Source organism: Gordonia sp. KTR9 (assembly GCF_000143885.2).
In the GTDB taxonomy this organism is placed as follows: domain Bacteria; phylum Actinomycetota; class Actinomycetes; order Mycobacteriales; family Mycobacteriaceae; genus Gordonia.
Window position 1 is genome coordinate 975,362 of the sequence record NC_018581.1, and the last position, 17,157, is coordinate 992,518.

Genomic DNA, 17,157 nt, shown 5'->3' on the forward strand with positions numbered 1-17,157 from the left:
GCGCGCACCGGCGGCTCGGGCGGTCGGTGGCCGGGTCGGGGTCCGGTAGGATTGCCGGTCGTGACCCTGCGCCTGTATGACACCGATTCCCGAGAGGTGCGCGACTTCGTGCCGCTGCACCCAGGACAGGCGTCGGTGTACCTGTGCGGCGCGACGGTCCAGGGAGTACCCCACATCGGGCACGTCCGCAGCGGTATCGCGTTCGACATCCTGCGCCGCTGGCTGACGCACGAGGGGCTCGACGTCCTGTTCGTGCGCAACGTCACCGACATCGACGACAAGATCCTGCGGAAGGCCGCCGAGGCGGGACGGCCGTGGTGGGAGTGGGCCGCCACCCACGAGCGCGCCTTCGACGACGCCTATCGCGCGCTGGGCGTCCTGCCGCCGTCGGCCGAGCCGCGGGCCACCGGTTTCGTCACCCAGATGGTCGAGTACATGGAGCGGTTGATCGACCGGGGCCACGCCTACGTCGCCGACGGCAACGTGTACTTCGACGTCCTGAGCCTGCCGGACTACGGATCCCTGTCCGGGCACCGGCTCGACGACGTGCACCAGGGCGAGAGCGCGGGAACCGGCAAGCGCGATCCCCGCGACTTCACCCTGTGGAAGGCGGCCAAGCCCGACGAGCCGTCGTGGCCGACGCCGTGGGGCCCCGGGCGGCCGGGCTGGCACCTCGAGTGTTCGGCGATGGCCACCGGACTTCTCGGTGCGGAGTTCGACATCCACTGCGGCGGTATGGATCTCATCTTCCCGCATCACGAGAACGAGATCGCGCAGGCGCATGGTGCGGGAGATCCGTTCGCGCGCTACTGGTTACACAACGGCTGGGTCACCATGGGTGGCGAGAAGATGAGCAAGTCGCTGGGCAACGTGGTGTCGATCCCCGCGATGCTGCAGCGTGTCCGGGCCGTCGAGCTGCGGTACTACCTCGGCAGCGCGCACTACCGGTCGATGCTGGAGTACTCGCCGGGGGCGCTCACCGAGGCGGCGGCCGGTTACCGGCGCGTGGAGTCGTTCGTGGAACGGGTCGGCGCGCGTGTCGGTGAGGTGGTCGTCGGCGACGTCGACCCCGAGTTCGCCGCCGCTCTCGACGACGATCTGGGCGTCCCGGCCGCACTCGCCGTCGTGCACAACGTGGTTCGCCAGGGCAACACCGCGCTCGAATCCGGCGACGGCGCCACCGCGCTGACGGCGGCCTCCGCGGTACGCGCGATGATGGGCATCCTGGGCGTCGACCCGCTCGACGACCGGTGGGCGGGCTCCGCCGACGAGTCGGCCGCCACCTCGGCACTCGACGTGCTGGTGCGCGCGGAATTACAGCGGCGCGCCGACGCGCGCGCCGCCAAGGACTGGGCGACCGCGGACGCGGTGCGGGACCGGCTGGCCGAGGCCGGTATCGAGGTCACCGACACCCCCGACGGTGCGCAATGGGCTCTGAAGGGTGAGGCGTGATGGCAGGAAATTCCAAGCGTAAGGGCGCGATCCGCAAGGACGGCACCAAGAAGGGGCAGACCGTCGGTTCCGGTGGCCAGCGCCGCCGAGGGCTCGAGGCCCGCGGTGCGACGCCGAAAGCAGTTGACCGGCCCTATCATCCGGCTCACAAGCGGGCCAAGGCGGCGACCAAGTCGGCGACCGGCCGCGGTGGGCCGCGGGCCAGGGACGAGGGTCCCGAGTACGTCCTCGGACGCAATCCGGTCGTCGAATGCCTGCGCGCGGGCGTGCCGGCCACCGCGCTGTACATCGCGACCAACTCCGAACCCGACGAACGGGTCGCCGAAGCGGTCAAGATCGCCGGCGACTCGGCGATCTCGATCCTCGAGGTCGGCAAGCCCGAACTGGATCGCCTGTCCACCAACGGAATGCACCAGGGCATCGCCCTGCAGGTACCGGAGTACCAGTACACCCATCCGGACGACCTGATGGCCGAGGCCAAGGCCAGCGGCACCCCGCCACTGCTCGTCGCCCTCGACAACATCACCGACCCGCGCAACCTGGGTGCCGTGATCCGTTCGGTCGCGGCGTTCGGCGGTCACGGTGTGGTGATCCCGGCGCGTCGCAGCGCGAGCGTGACGGCGGTCGCGTGGCGGACCAGCGCCGGTGCCGCGGCGCGCCTACCGGTCGCCCGCGCCACCAATCTCACACGGACACTGAAGGACTGGGCCGATCAGGGTGCGCAGCTCGTCGGTCTCGACGCGGACGGCGACGTCACGCTCGACGACTACGACGGCAGCGGCCCCACCGTCATCGTGGTGGGCTCGGAGGGCAAGGGTCTGTCCCGCCTCGTCCGGGAGAGCTGTGATTCGATCCTGTCGATCCCGATGGCCGGTGACGTCGAGAGCCTGAACGCCTCGGTCGCCGCCGGCGTGGTCCTGGCCGAGTTCGCCCGCCAGCGACGCCGGTAGCAGCACCAGCACGGCCGGTCAGGCCGGCGTGCTGCCGATGTCGATCCCGGCTGCGGTGAGCGCGTCCCGCACGGAGTGGGCGTGCTCGACCGCCCCCGGGGTGTCGCCGTGCAGACAGATCGACTCGGCGTCGACGTCGATCGATGTTCCGTCGATCGCGCCGATCCGGCCCGTGGTGACGAGTTCGACGACCCGACGGGCGATCTCGGCGCTGTCGGACAGCACCGCACCGTCGGTTCCCCGCGGCACGAGGGAGCCCTCCGGGGTGTAGGCGCGGTCGGCGAACGCCTCGGTGATGGTGGCGAGGCCGGCGCGTTCGGCCCGCGCCAGCACCTCCGACCCCGGCAGCCCCATGACCGCCAGCCCGGCGTCGACGTTCCGGACGGCCGCAACCACGGCGTCGGCCTGCTGCGCGTGATGGACGACCGTGTTGTAGAGCGCGCCATGGGGTTTCACATAGGTGACGGCGCCGCCGACCGAGCGGGCGAGGGCGTCGAGCGCACCGATCTGGTAGATCAGGTCGGCGACGAGATCGGCGGTCGTGATGTCCATGAACCGTCTCCCGAAGCCGCTGCGGTCGGGGTAGGACACCTGGGCGCCGATCCGGACCCCGGCGGCGACCGCGGCCCGGCAGGTGGTGAGCAGGTCACCGGGGGTGCCGGCGTGGAAGCCGCACGCCACGTTGGCGCTGGTGACGACACCGAGCATCGCCTCGTCGTCGCCGATGCCCTCGCCGAGGTCGGCGTTCAGGTCGATGCGCGACGCGCCGGGACTCATGAGGGCATTCTAGGTCGGCGGTGCTGCCGGGCCACCCCGCCCGCGGTGTACACGACGGGGGTAGACGAAGTTCCCGTTTCGTCTACGGTGGGGGTATGGCACTACTGGACAGTAAGGTGACCACCCGTAACGGAGTGGTCGAGGGCGCCCGGGGGAAGCGGCTGCGCAAGGGGACCATCAGCTGGCGAGGCATCCCGTTCGCGGCGCCGCCGGTGGCCCACCGTCGCTTCCGCGCACCGGAGCCGGCCCATGACTGGCCTGGCGTTCGCGACTGCACCAAGGTGGCGAAGGCGGCCATCCAGGAGAAGCGGTTCACCGCCATCGCGCCCGGCAAGTTCGCGCCGATGGCAGAGGACTGCCTCACACTGAACGTCTACTCGCCGGATGTCCCGTCGTCGACGCCGCGTCCGGTGATGGTGTTCATCCACGGCGGCGCCTTCATCCTCGGCACGGCCGCGACCCCGCTGTACGACGGCGCCTTTCTCGCCCGGTCCCAGGACGTCGTCGTGGTGACCATCCAGTACCGGTTCGGCCCGTTCGGCTTCCTCGACCTCGGTCAGTTCGCCACCGACGACCGACCTTTCGACTCCAATGTCGGCCTCCGCGACCAGATCGCGGCACTGCAGTGGGTCCAGGACAACATCGAGGCCTTCGGCGGCGACGCCGGCAACGTCACCATCTTCGGCGAGAGCGCGGGCGGATCGTCGGTGCTGTCACTGCTCTCGGCGCCGTCGACGACAGGGCTGTACCACCACGCGATCGCACAGAGCCCGGCTCCGGAACTGATCGTCGAACCGGACGCCGCGCGGATCTACGCGGACGAATTCGTCCGGTTGTTGCGTGATCCGCAGCGTCGTGCGACCTCTCTCGAGCGCGACGAACCGCCGGTCGACACGGTGCATGCGCAGCGGCTCCTCACCTCGCCCAACCCGGCGTTGCTGCTGGCGGCGGGTAACCGGCTGATGCGATTCGCCACCAAGACCGCCGGGGGAGCGATCCCGTTCGCGCCCGTGGTCGACGGCGATCTGCTGCCTCGGTCGCCGCTGGCCGCGGCCGCCGGCGGACTCACCCAGCCGGTGCCGCTCGTGATCGGCAGCAACCGCGACGAGGGCAAGTTGTTCGCCAAACTCTGGAACGTCCTGCCCGACGCCGAGCGCACGCTGATGCGGGTGGAGGACGAAGAGGTCCGGCGCGAGATCGCCTCGCACTACGAGGACGGGGACCGTGACCGCATCCGCCTGGCCGGGGATTCGATCTTCTGGGCGCCGATGAGCGCTTTCGCCGACGGGCACAGCGCGGTCGCCCCGACCTACGTGTATCGCTACGACTATCAGACGAAGGTGCTCGAGGCCACCGGCTTCGGGGCCACGCACGCCACCGAGCTGTTCAGCGTGTTCGGCGCCTACCGCGCCCCGATGGGCGCGGGCCTGGCCCTCGCGGACTGGCCCGCCACCGGACGCGTCACCCGGAACGTCCAGACGCGGTGGGGCGGGTTCGCGCGCAACGGCGATCCGGGGTTCGGCTGGCCCGCCTACACCACCGCCGACCGCAAGGTCCTCGTCCTCGACGACCCCGACCACGTCGAGGCCGACCCGGACGCCCTGCGTCGTCAGGCGTGGTACCGGGTGCACTCGCCGGCCTGACTCAGCCGAACTCCCACACCGACGGCGGGTCGGCGGCGAGGAACGACAGGACGAGCGGGTTGAACAGCTCGGGTGACTCCACCGGGAGGATGTGGGTGCCCGGGATGACGGCCAGCCGTCCGCGCGGCAAGGTCCGCGCGAGTTCCAGCGCGTGTTCGAGGCGGACGAGGCCCCGGTCGGCGACCACCACGAGCGTCGGCGCCTCGACTCGCGCGAACGCGGCGACCTCGCAGTCCGGTTCGGTGGTCAGCATCCGGACCGCCTTGTCGTAGACGGTGTCGAAGTGCTCGGGTCCGTCGGGTGAGGTGGTGTCGTAGTAGATGCGCAGGTAATCCACCGTGACCGGGTCGCGCCGCGTCACCTGGTCGATGAACTCGTCGGCGGTCCGGCCGGCACTGTTGAGGTATCCGCCGACGAACACCAGCCGGCGGACGAGGTCCGGACGCTCGCGGGCGACGAGCAGCGCGACCGGGGCGCCGTCGGCCCAGCCCACCAGATGAGCCGGTCGGCGTACGACGGTCTCGAGATAGACGATCGTGCGTGCGACGATGCGTTCGAGGCTGAAGTCGCCCGGGAGATCGGGGCTGTGTCCGTGACCGGACCGTTCGGGTACGAACAGTTGCAAGCCGGCGTCGAGGAACGCGGGAATCTGCGTTCCCCACGCGGACGCCGAGGCGAACAGCCCGTGGAGCAGCACCACCGGCGGGCCGTGCGCCTCCCCGGCGGTGAAGTGCCAGATCGTCGCGTCGGCGATGTCGACGTAGACGCCGCCGTCGACGTGTTCACCGGCGTGAACCTGTCGCATCGCGCTCCCTCGAGTTCGCCGGACTTCTCGACCCCCGCCATGGTCGCAGAGTTCGGCCCCTGTTCGGGCGAACGTGTGCGAATCGAAACGCCCGCAACGCCGGCGGAGGCGGGCGACACGACAGGAACCCGAAAAGGTGTCCCAATCGTTCACATCCGATAAGTTCTTCTGCGGGGCGGTGCACAGGTCGGGAACGGGGAGCACTCGAAGGGTGAGAAATGCACGTGTCCTGGGGATCTCGCGGTCGATCGCGCTCTCGACTGCTCCGCACATCGACCGTGCTGCTCGCCGGTCTCCTGCTCGCGGCAACCGGTTCGATGGGCGCGGGCACGGTCCCCGTCGCCGGCGCGGCCCCCGGTGACCCGCCGCCGCCACTGAGTCTGCGCGACCTCGGCTCGTCGACGACCATCTCGTTCCCCGGGCAACAGGGCGAGGTCAGTCTTGCCCTGGCGGTACCGCCGAATCTCACGCCGACCGAACTCCGCGGCGTCGCACAGTATCCGGCGTTCGTCACCGGTGGCAACGTCGACGTCCTGCAGGAGGGCAGGCTGATCTCGCGCACGCCCATCAGCCCGTCGGTCAACTCGCCCATCGTCCTGCCCCTGCGCGGTGTCCGGGTGGATCGCAACGCCGCCGACCTCGTCCTGCGGACGTACCTGCGTACCGCGGGCACCTGCCTGTTCGATCCGGATTCGGGGTTCCGGATCGAGAACGCGACCGCGTCCTACGGCGGCCGGGAAGCGGCCCCGAACAGTGTCGCCGAGTTCCTCCCTCCGGTCCTGCGCAAGCTCACCATCTACGTCCCCGACGACGTGCGGCCCGCCGAGGGAGCCGCGGCCGTCTCGCTGGCGACCGCCGTCGTGGCGAACTACGGCTCGGCCGCCGTCGAGATCGAGACCGATTCGCTGTCCCGGCGCGCCACGGCCCCCACCGAGGCCGTCGAGCCGCTCGAACGGCAGGTGGTCATCAACTCCGATCTGCTCCAGGGACTGAGTCTCGCTCCCGGCGCCGCGGGGTGGCCCGTGCTGCGGATCGGCGGTGGCGCCGACCAGCTGCCGTCGCAGGTCGGCTTCCTGACCTCGAACCTGTCGTCGATCGCGATCAGTTCCGCGGCCGTGGCCGGCGCGCCGTTCGACGCGCCCCAGCTCGCCCCGGTCGTCAACACGCTGGCCGACCTGGGTGTCGGCGATCAACAGGTGACCGCCACCGGCTGGCCGTCGATCTCCTTCGGCGTCGACCAGACGCGCCTGGGGCGGCCGTCGAAGAACGTCCGGGTCCAGGTGAAGGGTGCCTATACGCCGATGGGCGGGCAGATCGCGGTGGCGATCGGACCGCGGGTCATCGCATCCTGGCCGGCCGACGGGTCGGGCAGCTACGACCACTGGGTGGACATCCCGCAGGACCTGTTGACGCGATACACCGAGCTGACGGTCACCTACAACCACGGTGACTTCCGCGAACAGTGCGGGGAGGGGGTGCGCAGCTCGTTGAGCCTCGACTCGTCCGGTGAGGTCCGCTCCGAGCCCGCCGACCCGCCCTCCCCGGCCGGCTTCGTGTCACTGCCGCAGTCGCTGATGCCGAGCACGGCGGTCGCATGGACGGCGGGCGACGTCGCCGACGTCCGGCGTGCGGTGTCGCTCATGTCGGGTCTGCAGCGCCTGTCCGCGGTGCGCCTCGGGGTGGAGGTGATGCCCGTCGACGACGCGATGGCCACCGACGGTCCGGCCGTGATCATCGCCGCCGACGGTCGCGGCGTCCCGGACGTGGACCTGCCTGTCACCGCGGACGGCGGCACGATCTCGGTCCGCGACGACGACGGCCGGCGCTCGGAGGTGGTCGTCACCCCGACACTGCAATTCGGCTCGCTGCAGGTGGCGCGCGATGCCGGCCGGACCGTGCTCGTGGCCAGCTCGACCGACGATTCCGCGGACCTCGACGCCGTGCTCACCTGGCTGGAGGCCGATCCCGACCGGTGGCCGTCGCTCAACGGTGACGCCCTGCTGCAAGTGGCCGGGGAGGAACCGGTGGAGGTGCTGGCCGACGAGGGCCAGCCGGAGACGGAGTCGTCGGACGGTTCGCTGTGGCCCGCGGTGGCGGTCACGACCGTCGCCGTCCTCATCGCCGCCGTCGCGGCGACACTGGTGCTCCGGCGCCGGCGCCGGCACACCGACGGGGACTGATCTCCGGTGCCATCGACCGTCTCCAGGGTCGTCGACTCGAGAGTCGTCGGGGTGGCGACGCGCCGGAAACCGGCGCAGCCGGTCCGGATGTTCGTCGAGCACCCCGACCGGGCCATCGCCCTGCGATGGCTGTTCCTGCTCGCCTGCACCGCACTCGGCTTCTGGAACACCATCCGGGCCGTCGCCGACGAGCTCATGGCGCAGACGCTGATCCTGTACGTGCCGGTACTCGTCGTCCTGAGCCTCGTCGCGGTCGTCGGTGTCTCGTGGCGCCGCTTCGACGAACTGCCGATCTACGACCGGCAGACCGACGTCATCGTCGGGATCGTCGTGCTCATCCTGTCGCTGGCGATGAAGTACCTGGTCAACCCGCGCTACGCCCGTGCGTATCTCACGACCCACATGGACCTGCTCGCGCTGTGGCTGTTCGTGCTCGGGGCATCGATCCTGTTGTTCGGGCTGCGTCCCGTCGCGCGATACCGGTGGGCGTGGCTGCTGTTCGCCCTGATATTCCCGTTGCCGGTGCGCGGAGTCGTGCTGCCGCTCGGCGGCACAACCCTCGCTGCGGGTTTCACGCTGGTGCTGATGGCGGTGGCTGCGACCGCGATCGCGGTGGGCCGGACGTGGCGGCGCAAGGCGCTTGCGGCGTTGCTCGCCGGGGGCATCGGGACCGGTGCGCTGGTGATCTTCTATCTGCTCGACGCACCCCGCAACGTCCTCGTCCCGTACCCGGCGCTCATCGCCGCGCTCGCCACGTCGTCGTACATGCTGTTCGACTACCGGCGGCGCGGCGGAATGCACTGGGCGCCGCCGGACACCGGACACTTCGCGGCGCCCAAGGTGGCATTCGTGGGACGGCCGGGCCTGGTGGTACTCCTGGCCGCGGTCATCCTCGCGATGATCCCCACCCCGCCCGTCGGCAGCACGTGGCAGAGCGCGCGGTTCCCCCAACTCGACATCGGTCCGGCGCTGGTGGTGCCGGTCGGGTGGCGACAGGAATCGGTCGGCGTCTACGGCTGGGTCAGCCGCCTGTACGGACCCGGTGCGACGCTCAACCGGCAGGTTCTCGTGCAGAGCCGCGGAACGCGGGCGTTCGACAAGTTCGCGCGTCCGCGCCGGGTCGTCGTGGACAGCGTCGACAGCCGCCGGTCCCTGGCGCTCGAGGTGTATCCGGACATCTTCCGGTACGACCTCTCCCGGGATCGGTCGAGCGAGCCGTTCGACCTGGCGCTGCCGTTCGGGGTCGAGGGAAAGTTGTGGAGTGTCGTCGACGACGAGCGATACCTGACCTACACCGTGCTGTCGTGGTGGTGGACCAACGGGAACCGCACGCAGCAGGTCATGCTGTGGGCGGTCGACAACCACGAACCCGACGCGTACTTCCCCGAACCCCGGATCACCATCCTGGCGAACCTCAACTCGCTGATGATCATCCTGCTGCGCGGCAACTCGGTGCTGAGCGACAGCGACCCGCAGTACAAGGACCGCACCCTGCTCATCCAGCTGGCCGGCGCGTTGATCGGCGCACAGCTCGGTGCCGAGGCGGTGGAGGAGCGGTGATGAACGCAGCCGACGGAAGCGACGACCACGAGATGCGGGACGCGGACGCACCCGGCGTCGCGCGGAGCACCCGGCCCCGGCGTCCGGTCGCCGAACTGCTCGCCGACCCGGCGTACCGGGCGCAGGCACTCGACGACGCGGTGAACCGCCTCCGCGATGCCGACGCGGACATGTCGGCGTCGGTGGCGTTCAGCCGGATCCAGAAGATCATCGGATTCACGGTCCTCGGCCTCGTCGCCGTCGCGATGGTCTTCTATCCCGTCGGAACCTGCGCGACACTCGTGTCGATCGCCACCATCGGGTATGTGGTCACCCTGGTCGACCGGGTGGTGATCTTCCGCCGCGGACTGGTCAACGGGGCGATCCGGGTGTCCGACGAGCAGGCCCGGTCGATCCCCGACGACGAGCTGCCCCACTACACCGTCTTCGTCCCGGCCTACGGTGAGCCCGAGGTGGTCGGACAGCTCGTGGCGGCGATGGAGACCATCGAGTATCCGCGCGAGAAGCTGCAGGTGCTGTTGCTGCTCGAAGAAGACGATGAGCCGACGATCGAGGCGGCGCGCGGAGTCGAGGAGAACGGCATCGTCACCGTTGTCCTGACACCGCCGGCGCAACCCCGCACCAAACCGAAGGCCTGCAACTACGGAATGCACTTCGCCACCGGCGACATCGTCACCATCTTCGATGCCGAGGACAAACCCGATCCGCTGCAGTTGCGCCGCGCCGTCCATGTGCTGAACAACTCCGACGACGAGTCGGTGGTGTGCGTCCAGGGCAAGCTCAGCTTCCACAACGTGCGCGACAACCTGCTGACCGAGTGGTTCACCGCCGACTACGGGATCTGGTTCGGGTTCCTGCTGCCGGGCATGATGGTCAGCCGGGCGCCGATCCCGTTGGGCGGCACGTCGAATCACTTCAAGCGCGACGTCCTCGACACGATCGGGGCGTGGGATCCGTTCAACGTGACCGAGGACGCCGACCTCGGTGTGCGCATCGCCGACCACGGATACCGCACCCTGGTGCTCGACTCGGTCACGATGGAAGAGGCCAACGTCGACGCCATCAACTGGGTCCGCCAGCGCTCCCGTTGGTACAAGGGCTACATGCAGACGTGGCTCGTCCACATGCGTCACCCGGTCAAGTTGTGGCACATCCTCGGGCCGGTCGCATTCGTGCGGTTCACGCTGCTCATCGCCGGGACGCCGGTGATCGCCTGCCTCAACATGGTCTTCTGGCTCATCCTGGCCATGTGGATCGGCGGGCAGCCCGCGTTCGTCGCGGAGTTGTTCCCCGGGCCCATCTACTATCTGGCGCTGCTCTCGATGCTGCTGGGCAACGGCGCCGCGATCTACATGAACCTGATCGCGATCCGCGAGGACGACCGCAGCGAGTTGCTGCTGTCGGCGCTGCTGATCCCGCTGTACTGGCTGATGATGAGTGTCGCCGCCATCAAGGGCATGTGGCAGATCCTGGTCAATCCGTCGTACTGGGAGAAGACCTTTCACGGTCTGTCGACGAGCAGCCAGAGTGCGGCGAGCGATCAGGCCGGCCAGAAGGACGGCGACGAGGACGACACCGCGGAACCAGCGGGAGCCCGGACGTGAGGCGCCGCGTCCCGGCCGGGGTGATCATCTTCCTGGCCGCGTGGATCCCCTACCTCGTGATCGGGATCTACCTCGCCACCGAGGTCCATCTGTTGTTCGGCGACGCGCTGTCGCGGGTGCAGTCGGCGCAGAGCGTGCTGTTCAGCCGTTCCCCGCACCTGGCGGCGATCGGCTTCGTCTTCACCCCGCTGACCGCGGTCGTCCAGCTGCCCCTCGTCGCGTTGAGTCCGTGGTTCCCGGAGATGACGACGCATGCGGTGTCGGCGGTGATCATGTCGTCGGCCTTCATGGCCGGATCGATCGTGCAGATCTCCGGCATCGCACGCGATCAGGGACTCAGCCCGCGCGTGGCGGGCACGTTCACGGTCCTCTACGCGATCAACCCGATGATCGTCCTGTACGCGGCCAACGGGATGAGTGAGGCGCCCTACCTCTTCTTCCTCGCCTGGGCGTCCCGGCGACTCATCCGATGGGTGTCCACCGACGACGTCCACGAACTCGTCGTCGCGGGGATCGCGCTGGCGCTGTCCTACCTCACCCGCTACGACGGCGGTGCCGCGGCGATCGCGGCCGCGTTCGTGGTCGCCTGGGTGACCTACTCCCGGCACGACCCCGCGAAGCGGGTGCCTCGTGTCCTGCTCGACGTGACGCTCACCCTCGCGCCCAGCGCGTTGGCCTTTCTCGCCTGGGCGGCGGCCGGGTGGCTCATCACCGGTGATGCCTTCGCCCAGTTCACCTCGGAATACGGCAATGCCGCGATCATCGCCCAGTCCGGCGGCAGCGGCTCGGCCACCACCGGAGACGCGGTGAGGTTCTCGCTCACCGAGATCACCATCCTCGCGCCGCTCCTGCCCATCCTGATCCTCGGACTGATCGCGGTGCGCGCGCGCCGGCGCCGCCTGATGCCGTTGCTGCCCGTACTGCTGATCGTCGCGGTACTCGCGTTCCAGATCTTCGGTTACTCACGCGGATCGACGTTCGGCTTCCTGCGGTTCTACATGACCGTCATCTTGCTGGCCGCGATCGTGGCCCTGATGTCGGTGCCGCTGCGGCATCAGGTTCCCGTGCGGCGCATGGGCGCACACGCCTATCTCGCCCCGGTGCGTCCGTACGCTTCCCGGTGGGGGTACAAGATCGCGGTCACGGTGGCGCTCGTCGTCGTCGCGGCGGCGCTCCCGGTCACGACCTACGGCATGACGTCACCCAAGTACGCGCCGCAGGAGTTCGCTCTCGGATCGGTGGTTCGTCCGCAACCGGATTCGGTGTCTCCCAAGTACCTCGGCGAGGAACGCATCGTGCGCTCGTTCTCCACCGAACGCGCGCTCGCGGAGTACCTCGACGACCTCCGGCTGCCCGACGGATCGGTGTTGTGCGACACCGTCTACGGGTTCGCGGTGGTGGCGCAGTCCACCCGGCCCCGCCAGTTCGTCATCCCCTCCGACCGTGACTTCACCGAATTGCTCAACGATCCGCGCAACGGCGGGGTCCAGTACTTCCTCACCGTTCCCTCGGCCGGCCGGGGTCTGTCCGACGCGATCAATCAGCGGTATCCGACCATGTACGAGAACGGGGCCCAGCTCGGGGTGCTCGCGCTCGAGGCCCGTAACGACGGCGCCGATCTACCGGATTGGCGGATGTACCGAATCCTGTGATCGGCCGGGGGTTTCGTAGACCGCGGGGTCACAGGATGTTGGCGCGGACCACACTCCAGGCCGGGTCGAACGGTCCGATGTCGTAGGTGCATGACGACTCCCGCGGATCCGGGACGAAAGCCCACAGCAGCGCGCCGGCGACACCGAGCGCGCGGTGGTTCGCGATGATGTCCTCGAACGCCCGGGCGCGCGTCGTCGCGGGCAGGCAGGAGCCGGCGTCGATGCCGATCTCGTTGACCACCAACGGCTTTCCGGCGCTCCGGGCCTGACGGACGCGAGTCGCCAGGTCGCTGCCGAGCGGACCGGAGGTCTGGCCGCGTCCGGTGCGGTAGTCGTGGAAGTCGAGTACGTCGATGCCGGGAGACCGGGCGACGTCGAGATAACCGGGACCGGCCAGGCCGCACTGGTCGCCGCCGACGAGACCCGCGAAGATCGGCCGGTCGGCGTCATAGGAGCGCAGCAGCGCGCCCGCCGAGTCGAAGAACGACCGCAGGACAGCGGTGGCGTCGGCGGGACAGGTGCGCGCGTCCAACTCGCACGAGTCCGGACCGCACCGGCTCGCCTCCGGCTCGCCGACGAGCTCCCAGCCGACGACCGACGGTTCGTCGTGCCACCGTGTCACCGCGGTCTCGACCCACTGCGCGAAGGACGGCTGGTTGACCGACGGCGGTGTGCGCCAGCCCCGGGCGTAGAACTCACGGTCCTTGAACCGGCCGTCCTCGCAGTCCCCGGACCCGCCGGCGAGTACCGGCAGCACCAGCTGGCGATGCCGGGCCGCGGCGGCGAAGACCCGGTCGAGCGGCGCGAAGTCGAGGAGCCCGCTGCGCTTGTGAACGGCGAAGGACGAGAACACATTGAACCGGGTCAGTGCCCGCGGGGGCAGTTTCGCGAAGTAGGCGTCGAGGTCGACCTCGGCACCGCACCCGCTGTTCACCGCCCAGTCGGTGCCCAGTTGGTAGGCGTTGAAACCGGCGGGCCACCAAGGCTTTCCGTCGAGGACGAGCCCGCCCGGGGTGGCCTGGACCCGCTGCGTCGGCGTCGGCTGGAGGGGGCCGGGGTCCGGCGTGCGGGCGCACCCGGTGAGGCACAGGAGAACTCCGGCGATCGCGGTGAGCACCACGGCGAGCGTCCGCGTCCTGCTGCGTCGGGGGACCACAGGTGCAGGTTACTCGTCACCTAAGGTGGCGGTATGACGTCGGGGCCGGACGAGCCGGGGTGCGCGGGGAGCCCGCGGGCGGTCGTGCTCGTCGCCGTCGTCGTCGCGCTGACCGCGCTCCTGTCCGCCTGCGGGCAACCGACGCCGAACTCCCCGGCGGCGAGCAGCGCCACCTCACCCGAACCGACGACCCCGCCGGTCACCACCGCCATGCCGTACCCGGCGACGTCGGCGCCCGCGCCGGTCCTCTACCGCCCGCCCTACATCGACCGAACCGAATGGACCGACACCGCCGTCGGTCCGAGTCTCTCGGTGTTCCCCACGCGCTCCGGCCGCTACACCACCGAACCCGGCGCGATGGCGTCCGCGTGGGCCGAGGTCGTCGCGCTCGATCCCACCGCCGACACACCCGGCATGCAGGCCCAGTTCGACTGCCACTGGCGGTTCGCCCGTCTGGTCGAGCCCGAGAAGCCCAGCTGGAACCTGGAACCCGGACGTCCCGTCGTCGCCGAGGAGGACATGGTCGGCGCCGGCTGCAACCCCGGCTTCGCCGAGGAATGACCCGTCAGCGCGTGCGGTGCACGCCGTGACTCAGCGAGTGCGATGCACGCGGCGGTTCCCGATGATCCGGCACACGACGTAGATCGCGAACGAGATGATCGTGACGAAGACCGACACGGGCAGTTTCGGGGCGAGCGACATCAGCAGCCCGCCGACCGCCGCGACTTCGGCGAACACGACCGACAGCACCAGGGTGCGCGTCGGATTCGACGTGACGCGCGCGGCCGCGGCGCCGGGGGTGATCATCAGCGACATCACCAGCAGCGCGCCGATGATCTGCACGCCCTGCGCGGCCGCCAGGCCCATGATGATCGCGAACACCACGGACAGCGTCCGGATGGGTACGCCCTGTGCCTGCGCCACGCGGGGGTCGGTCGAGGCGAACAGCAGCGGCCGGTAGATCACGGCCAGCACGACGACGACGATCCCGGTGGTGATGGCGATCGCGACGAGCCCGTTGATGCCGACGCTGACGACCTGGCCGGTCAGCAGTGCGAAACCGGTGCCGATCCGGCCGTACAGGGCCAGGAAGAGCACGCCGATACCGAGGCCGAACGCCATCACGACGCCGATCACCGAATCGCGTTCCCGTGCCTTGTTGCCGAGGAAACCGAACACCGCCGCGGCGATGACCGCACCGATGACACCGCCGAGGTTCACGCTGAACCCGATCAGCAGGGCCGCCGCGGCGCCGGTCACTGACAGCTCGCTGGCACCGTGTACCGCGAACGACATCTGCCGGGCGACGATCAGCGGACCCAACAGGCCGCCGAGGAGGCCGAGCAGCACCATCGCGAGGAGGGCCTGCTGCATGAAGTCGTAACCGAGCAGGTCGATGGTCGTGGAGAAATCCCAGAGATCGCTCAGCGAGCGGTCGACGGCGGAGTAGGTGGTGCTCACGCCGGCCCGCCCGAGCGTGCGATTCCCGAATCCGTCTCCGCGGCACAGTGGTGGGCGTCCTCGCCGCCGATCACGACGAGACGGCCGTTGACGCGCAGCACCTCGACATCACTGCCGTATAGCTCGCTCAGCGTCTCCGTCGTCATCACCTCGTGCGGCGCGCCGATGCGGAACCTGCCGTCGACGAGATAGAGCACGCGGTCGACGTAGGGGAGGATCGGGTTGATCTCGTGGGTCACGAAGACGACCGCGGTCCCCGCCTCGCGTCGGCGGCGGTCGATGAGTTCGACGACCACCTGCTGGTTGGTCGGGTCGAGGCTGGCGAGTGGTTCGTCGCAGAGCAGCAGGCCGGGATCGCTGACAACCGCCTGCGCGACCCGCAGACGTTGCTGCTCACCGCCGGAGAGGACGCCGAGCGGGGCGTCGGCGTACGGCAGCGCGTCCACCGCGCTCAGGGCGCGGTCGACGAGTTCGCGTCGCCGCGCCCGCCCGCGCAGACCGACGCCCCAGCGGCCGCCGTCGACACCGAAACCGACGAGGTCGCGCCCGCGGATGGCCATCGGGTCGGCGTCGTCCTCGGCGTGCTGCTGCGGGATGTAACCGACCGCGTCGATGGTGGCGACGCTGCCGCGGTCGAGCGCGTACTGGCGCAGCAGGACCCGCAGGAACGACGTCTTGCCCGAACCGTTCGGCCCCAGGACCGCGATGAACTCGCCGGGCTCGATGGTCAGGTTCAGGTCGTCCCAGAGAATCCGGTCGCCGAACGCGAGTCGGGCACCCGAGAACGCAACGACCGGATGCGGATCCGTTTCTGCCCCGTCGCTGCCTGTCCCGGTCAATTGGAACCGGAACCCAGCGCCGCGGAGAGCGCGTCGATCTGGGCGCCCTGCCACACGAGGTAGTCGGTGACGCCGTCGGGCAGTGTCTCGGTGAACTTCACGACCGGAACGCCGGCCGAACCCGCGACATCGAGCATCGCCTGTGTCACCGGGTCCACGGCCTGGGTGTTGTAGATCAGCACCGCGGCACGACGGTCGGCGAGGATGTCCTGCAGCGCGGCGCGGTCGGCAGCGGCCGGTGACTGGCCTTCTTCGACGGCCTGGGTGAACCCGGCGGGTGCGATGTCGACGAGCCCGGCCTCGGTCAGCAGGTAGCCCGCGAGCGGTTCGGTCTGGGCGACCTCGGTGCCCTCGTGCTGCTGCCGGATGGTCGTGAGCTTCGCCCGCAGGCCGTCGATGCCGGTGGTGAAGGTCTCGGCGTTGGCGCGGTAGGTCTCCGCGTTGTCCGGGTCCTGCTCGGCCAGCGCGTCGGCGACCTTGTCGGCGACCTGGGCGACGACCGGGAGGTCGTAGAAGACGTGCTCGTTCTGATCGCCCTGCGAGTGGTCGTGGGCCCCGTCGGAATGGTCCCCGCCGGATGCGTGGTCGTCGCCGTGTTCGGCGTGGTCGTCTCCGTGCGCCTCGGCGGCATGCTCCTCACCGCCCAGCAGGGAGTAGGCGTCGACGGCCGTCGCGTCGGAGTTCGCCGCGGCCTCCTCCATGTAGGAGTCGTAGTGGCCGCCGTTGAAGACCAAGACGTCGGCGTCGGCGATGGTCGCGGTGTCGGCGGCGGACGGCTCGAACTCGTGCGGGTCACCGTCGGCGTTGGTGTACAGCGCGGTGACCTGGGCCTTGTCCCCGGCGACGGCGGCCGCCACCGAACCCCACACGTTCGTGGAGGTCACCACGGTCGGGGGTCCGTCGCTCCCGCCGGAGTCGTTCGAGCAGGCAGACAGCACCAGGGCCGCGGCGGACAGCACGCCGGCCGCGGCCAACAGGGATTTCCTCATCGACAACCTTTACGCAAATGACAATCGTTACCGAAAGCAGTCTAGGTGATCGCGGCGGCGGGCGTGCAGGGTGTCCGCACGCCGGGGGA

Annotated in this window: 14 protein-coding genes; 8 read left to right on the forward strand and 6 right to left on the reverse strand. The window is 69.8% G+C overall.

The window, feature by feature from the left end; all coding sequences use genetic code 11:
- Positions 1–60 precede the first annotated feature (60 nt).
- Together cysS and rlmB are read left to right on the forward strand one after the other, a co-directional pair.
- Complete coding sequence (gene cysS / locus KTR9_RS05220) at positions 61–1,452, forward strand: cysteine--tRNA ligase (protein WP_010842070.1); 1,392 nt, start codon at positions 61–63, stop codon at positions 1,450–1,452.
- The gene (rlmB, locus tag KTR9_RS05225; protein WP_014925518.1) at positions 1,452–2,402 is read left to right on the forward strand and encodes a 23S rRNA (guanosine(2251)-2'-O)-methyltransferase RlmB; all 951 of its coding nucleotides are present in this window, start codon (positions 1,452–1,454) and stop codon (positions 2,400–2,402) included. Before cysS ends, rlmB begins: the two co-directional genes overlap by 1 nt.
- Positions 2,403–2,420: 18 nt before the next feature.
- On the opposite strand, the gene KTR9_RS05230 is transcribed toward rlmB, so the two are convergent.
- The gene (locus KTR9_RS05230; RefSeq protein WP_014925519.1) at positions 2,421–3,179 is read right to left on the reverse strand and encodes a LamB/YcsF family protein; all 759 of its coding nucleotides are present in this window, start codon (positions 3,177–3,179) and stop codon (positions 2,421–2,423) included.
- A 95-nt stretch (positions 3,180–3,274) separates the two neighbouring features.
- Here KTR9_RS05230 and KTR9_RS05235 point away from each other — a divergent pair, with 95 nt between their 5' ends.
- The gene (locus tag KTR9_RS05235; protein ID WP_014925520.1) at positions 3,275–4,822 is read left to right on the forward strand and encodes a carboxylesterase/lipase family protein; all 1,548 of its coding nucleotides are present in this window, start codon (positions 3,275–3,277) and stop codon (positions 4,820–4,822) included.
- Between the two features lies 1 nt (position 4,823).
- Here the strand turns inward: KTR9_RS05235 and KTR9_RS05240 are convergent, their stop codons facing one another.
- Entirely contained in the window at positions 4,824–5,627 is an 804-nt protein-coding gene (locus KTR9_RS05240; protein ID WP_010842066.1) for an alpha/beta fold hydrolase, read from the reverse strand.
- A gap of 218 nt (positions 5,628–5,845) precedes the next feature.
- Here KTR9_RS05240 and KTR9_RS05245 point away from each other — a divergent pair, with 218 nt between their 5' ends.
- The 4 genes from KTR9_RS05245 (at position 5,846) to KTR9_RS05260 (ending at position 12,623) form a co-directional block, all read left to right on the forward strand.
- Positions 5,846–7,807, forward strand: coding sequence for a hypothetical protein (locus KTR9_RS05245; RefSeq protein ID WP_014925521.1), 1,962 nt, complete (start codon positions 5,846–5,848; stop codon positions 7,805–7,807).
- An 87-nt stretch (positions 7,808–7,894) separates the two neighbouring features.
- Positions 7,895–9,367, forward strand: coding sequence for a hypothetical protein (locus KTR9_RS05250; protein ID WP_044507614.1), 1,473 nt, complete (start codon positions 7,895–7,897; stop codon positions 9,365–9,367).
- On the forward strand, positions 9,367–10,971 hold the full coding sequence (locus tag KTR9_RS05255; RefSeq protein ID WP_014925523.1) for a glycosyltransferase: 1,605 nt from the start codon (positions 9,367–9,369) through the stop codon (positions 10,969–10,971). Before KTR9_RS05250 ends, KTR9_RS05255 begins: the two co-directional genes overlap by 1 nt.
- Positions 10,968–12,623 (forward strand): glycosyltransferase family 39 protein, encoded by a 1,656-nt coding sequence (locus KTR9_RS05260; protein ID WP_014925524.1) that lies wholly within the window; start codon positions 10,968–10,970, stop codon positions 12,621–12,623. Before KTR9_RS05255 ends, KTR9_RS05260 begins: the two co-directional genes overlap by 4 nt.
- Positions 12,624–12,651: 28 nt before the next feature.
- On the opposite strand, the gene KTR9_RS05265 is transcribed toward KTR9_RS05260, so the two are convergent.
- Positions 12,652–13,779, reverse strand: a complete 1,128-nt coding sequence (locus tag KTR9_RS05265; protein ID WP_044505951.1) for a beta-mannosidase — start codon at positions 13,777–13,779, stop codon at positions 12,652–12,654.
- 33 nt (positions 13,780–13,812) lie between these two features.
- Between KTR9_RS05265 and KTR9_RS05270 the strand changes: the two genes are divergently transcribed.
- The gene (locus tag KTR9_RS05270; protein ID WP_014925526.1) at positions 13,813–14,340 is read left to right on the forward strand and encodes a DUF2599 domain-containing protein; all 528 of its coding nucleotides are present in this window, start codon (positions 13,813–13,815) and stop codon (positions 14,338–14,340) included.
- 30 nt (positions 14,341–14,370) lie between these two features.
- Here the strand turns inward: KTR9_RS05270 and KTR9_RS05275 are convergent, their stop codons facing one another.
- Genes KTR9_RS05275 through KTR9_RS05285 form a run of 3 tightly spaced genes read right to left on the reverse strand, consistent with a single transcriptional unit; the run spans position 14,371 to position 17,068 of the window.
- The gene (locus tag KTR9_RS05275; protein WP_014925527.1) at positions 14,371–15,240 is read right to left on the reverse strand and encodes a metal ABC transporter permease; all 870 of its coding nucleotides are present in this window, start codon (positions 15,238–15,240) and stop codon (positions 14,371–14,373) included.
- Positions 15,237–16,079 carry a metal ABC transporter ATP-binding protein gene (locus KTR9_RS05280; protein WP_014925528.1) on the reverse strand — a complete coding sequence of 281 codons (843 nt, stop codon included), beginning with the start codon at positions 16,077–16,079 and terminating at the stop codon, positions 15,237–15,239. Before KTR9_RS05280 ends, KTR9_RS05275 begins: the two co-directional genes overlap by 4 nt.
- Positions 16,076–17,068 carry a metal ABC transporter solute-binding protein, Zn/Mn family gene (locus KTR9_RS05285; RefSeq protein ID WP_014925529.1) on the reverse strand — a complete coding sequence of 331 codons (993 nt, stop codon included), beginning with the start codon at positions 17,066–17,068 and terminating at the stop codon, positions 16,076–16,078. The genes KTR9_RS05280 and KTR9_RS05285 overlap by 4 nt, the downstream gene beginning before the upstream one ends.
- Positions 17,069–17,157 lie beyond the last annotated feature (89 nt).

Excerpts from the sequence above, each read along its gene's own strand:
- KTR9_RS05230 (WP_014925519.1), bottom strand. The coding sequence starts at position 3,179 with ATGAGTCCCGGCGCGTCGCGCATCGACCTGAACGCCGACCTCGGCGAG.
- KTR9_RS05270 (WP_014925526.1), top strand. The coding sequence starts at position 13,813 with ATGACGTCGGGGCCGGACGAGCCGGGGTGCGCGGGGAGCCCGCGGGCG.
- KTR9_RS05250 (WP_044507614.1), top strand. The coding sequence starts at position 7,895 with ATGTTCGTCGAGCACCCCGACCGGGCCATCGCCCTGCGATGGCTGTTC.
- KTR9_RS05285 (WP_014925529.1), bottom strand. The coding sequence starts at position 17,068 with ATGAGGAAATCCCTGTTGGCCGCGGCCGGCGTGCTGTCCGCCGCGGCC.
- KTR9_RS05245 (WP_014925521.1), top strand. The coding sequence starts at position 5,846 with ATGCACGTGTCCTGGGGATCTCGCGGTCGATCGCGCTCTCGACTGCTC.
- KTR9_RS05235 (WP_014925520.1), top strand. The coding sequence starts at position 3,275 with ATGGCACTACTGGACAGTAAGGTGACCACCCGTAACGGAGTGGTCGAG.
- rlmB (WP_014925518.1), top strand. The coding sequence starts at position 1,452 with ATGGCAGGAAATTCCAAGCGTAAGGGCGCGATCCGCAAGGACGGCACC.
- KTR9_RS05240 (WP_010842066.1), bottom strand. The coding sequence starts at position 5,627 with ATGCGACAGGTTCACGCCGGTGAACACGTCGACGGCGGCGTCTACGTC.
- KTR9_RS05255 (WP_014925523.1), top strand. The coding sequence starts at position 9,367 with ATGAACGCAGCCGACGGAAGCGACGACCACGAGATGCGGGACGCGGAC.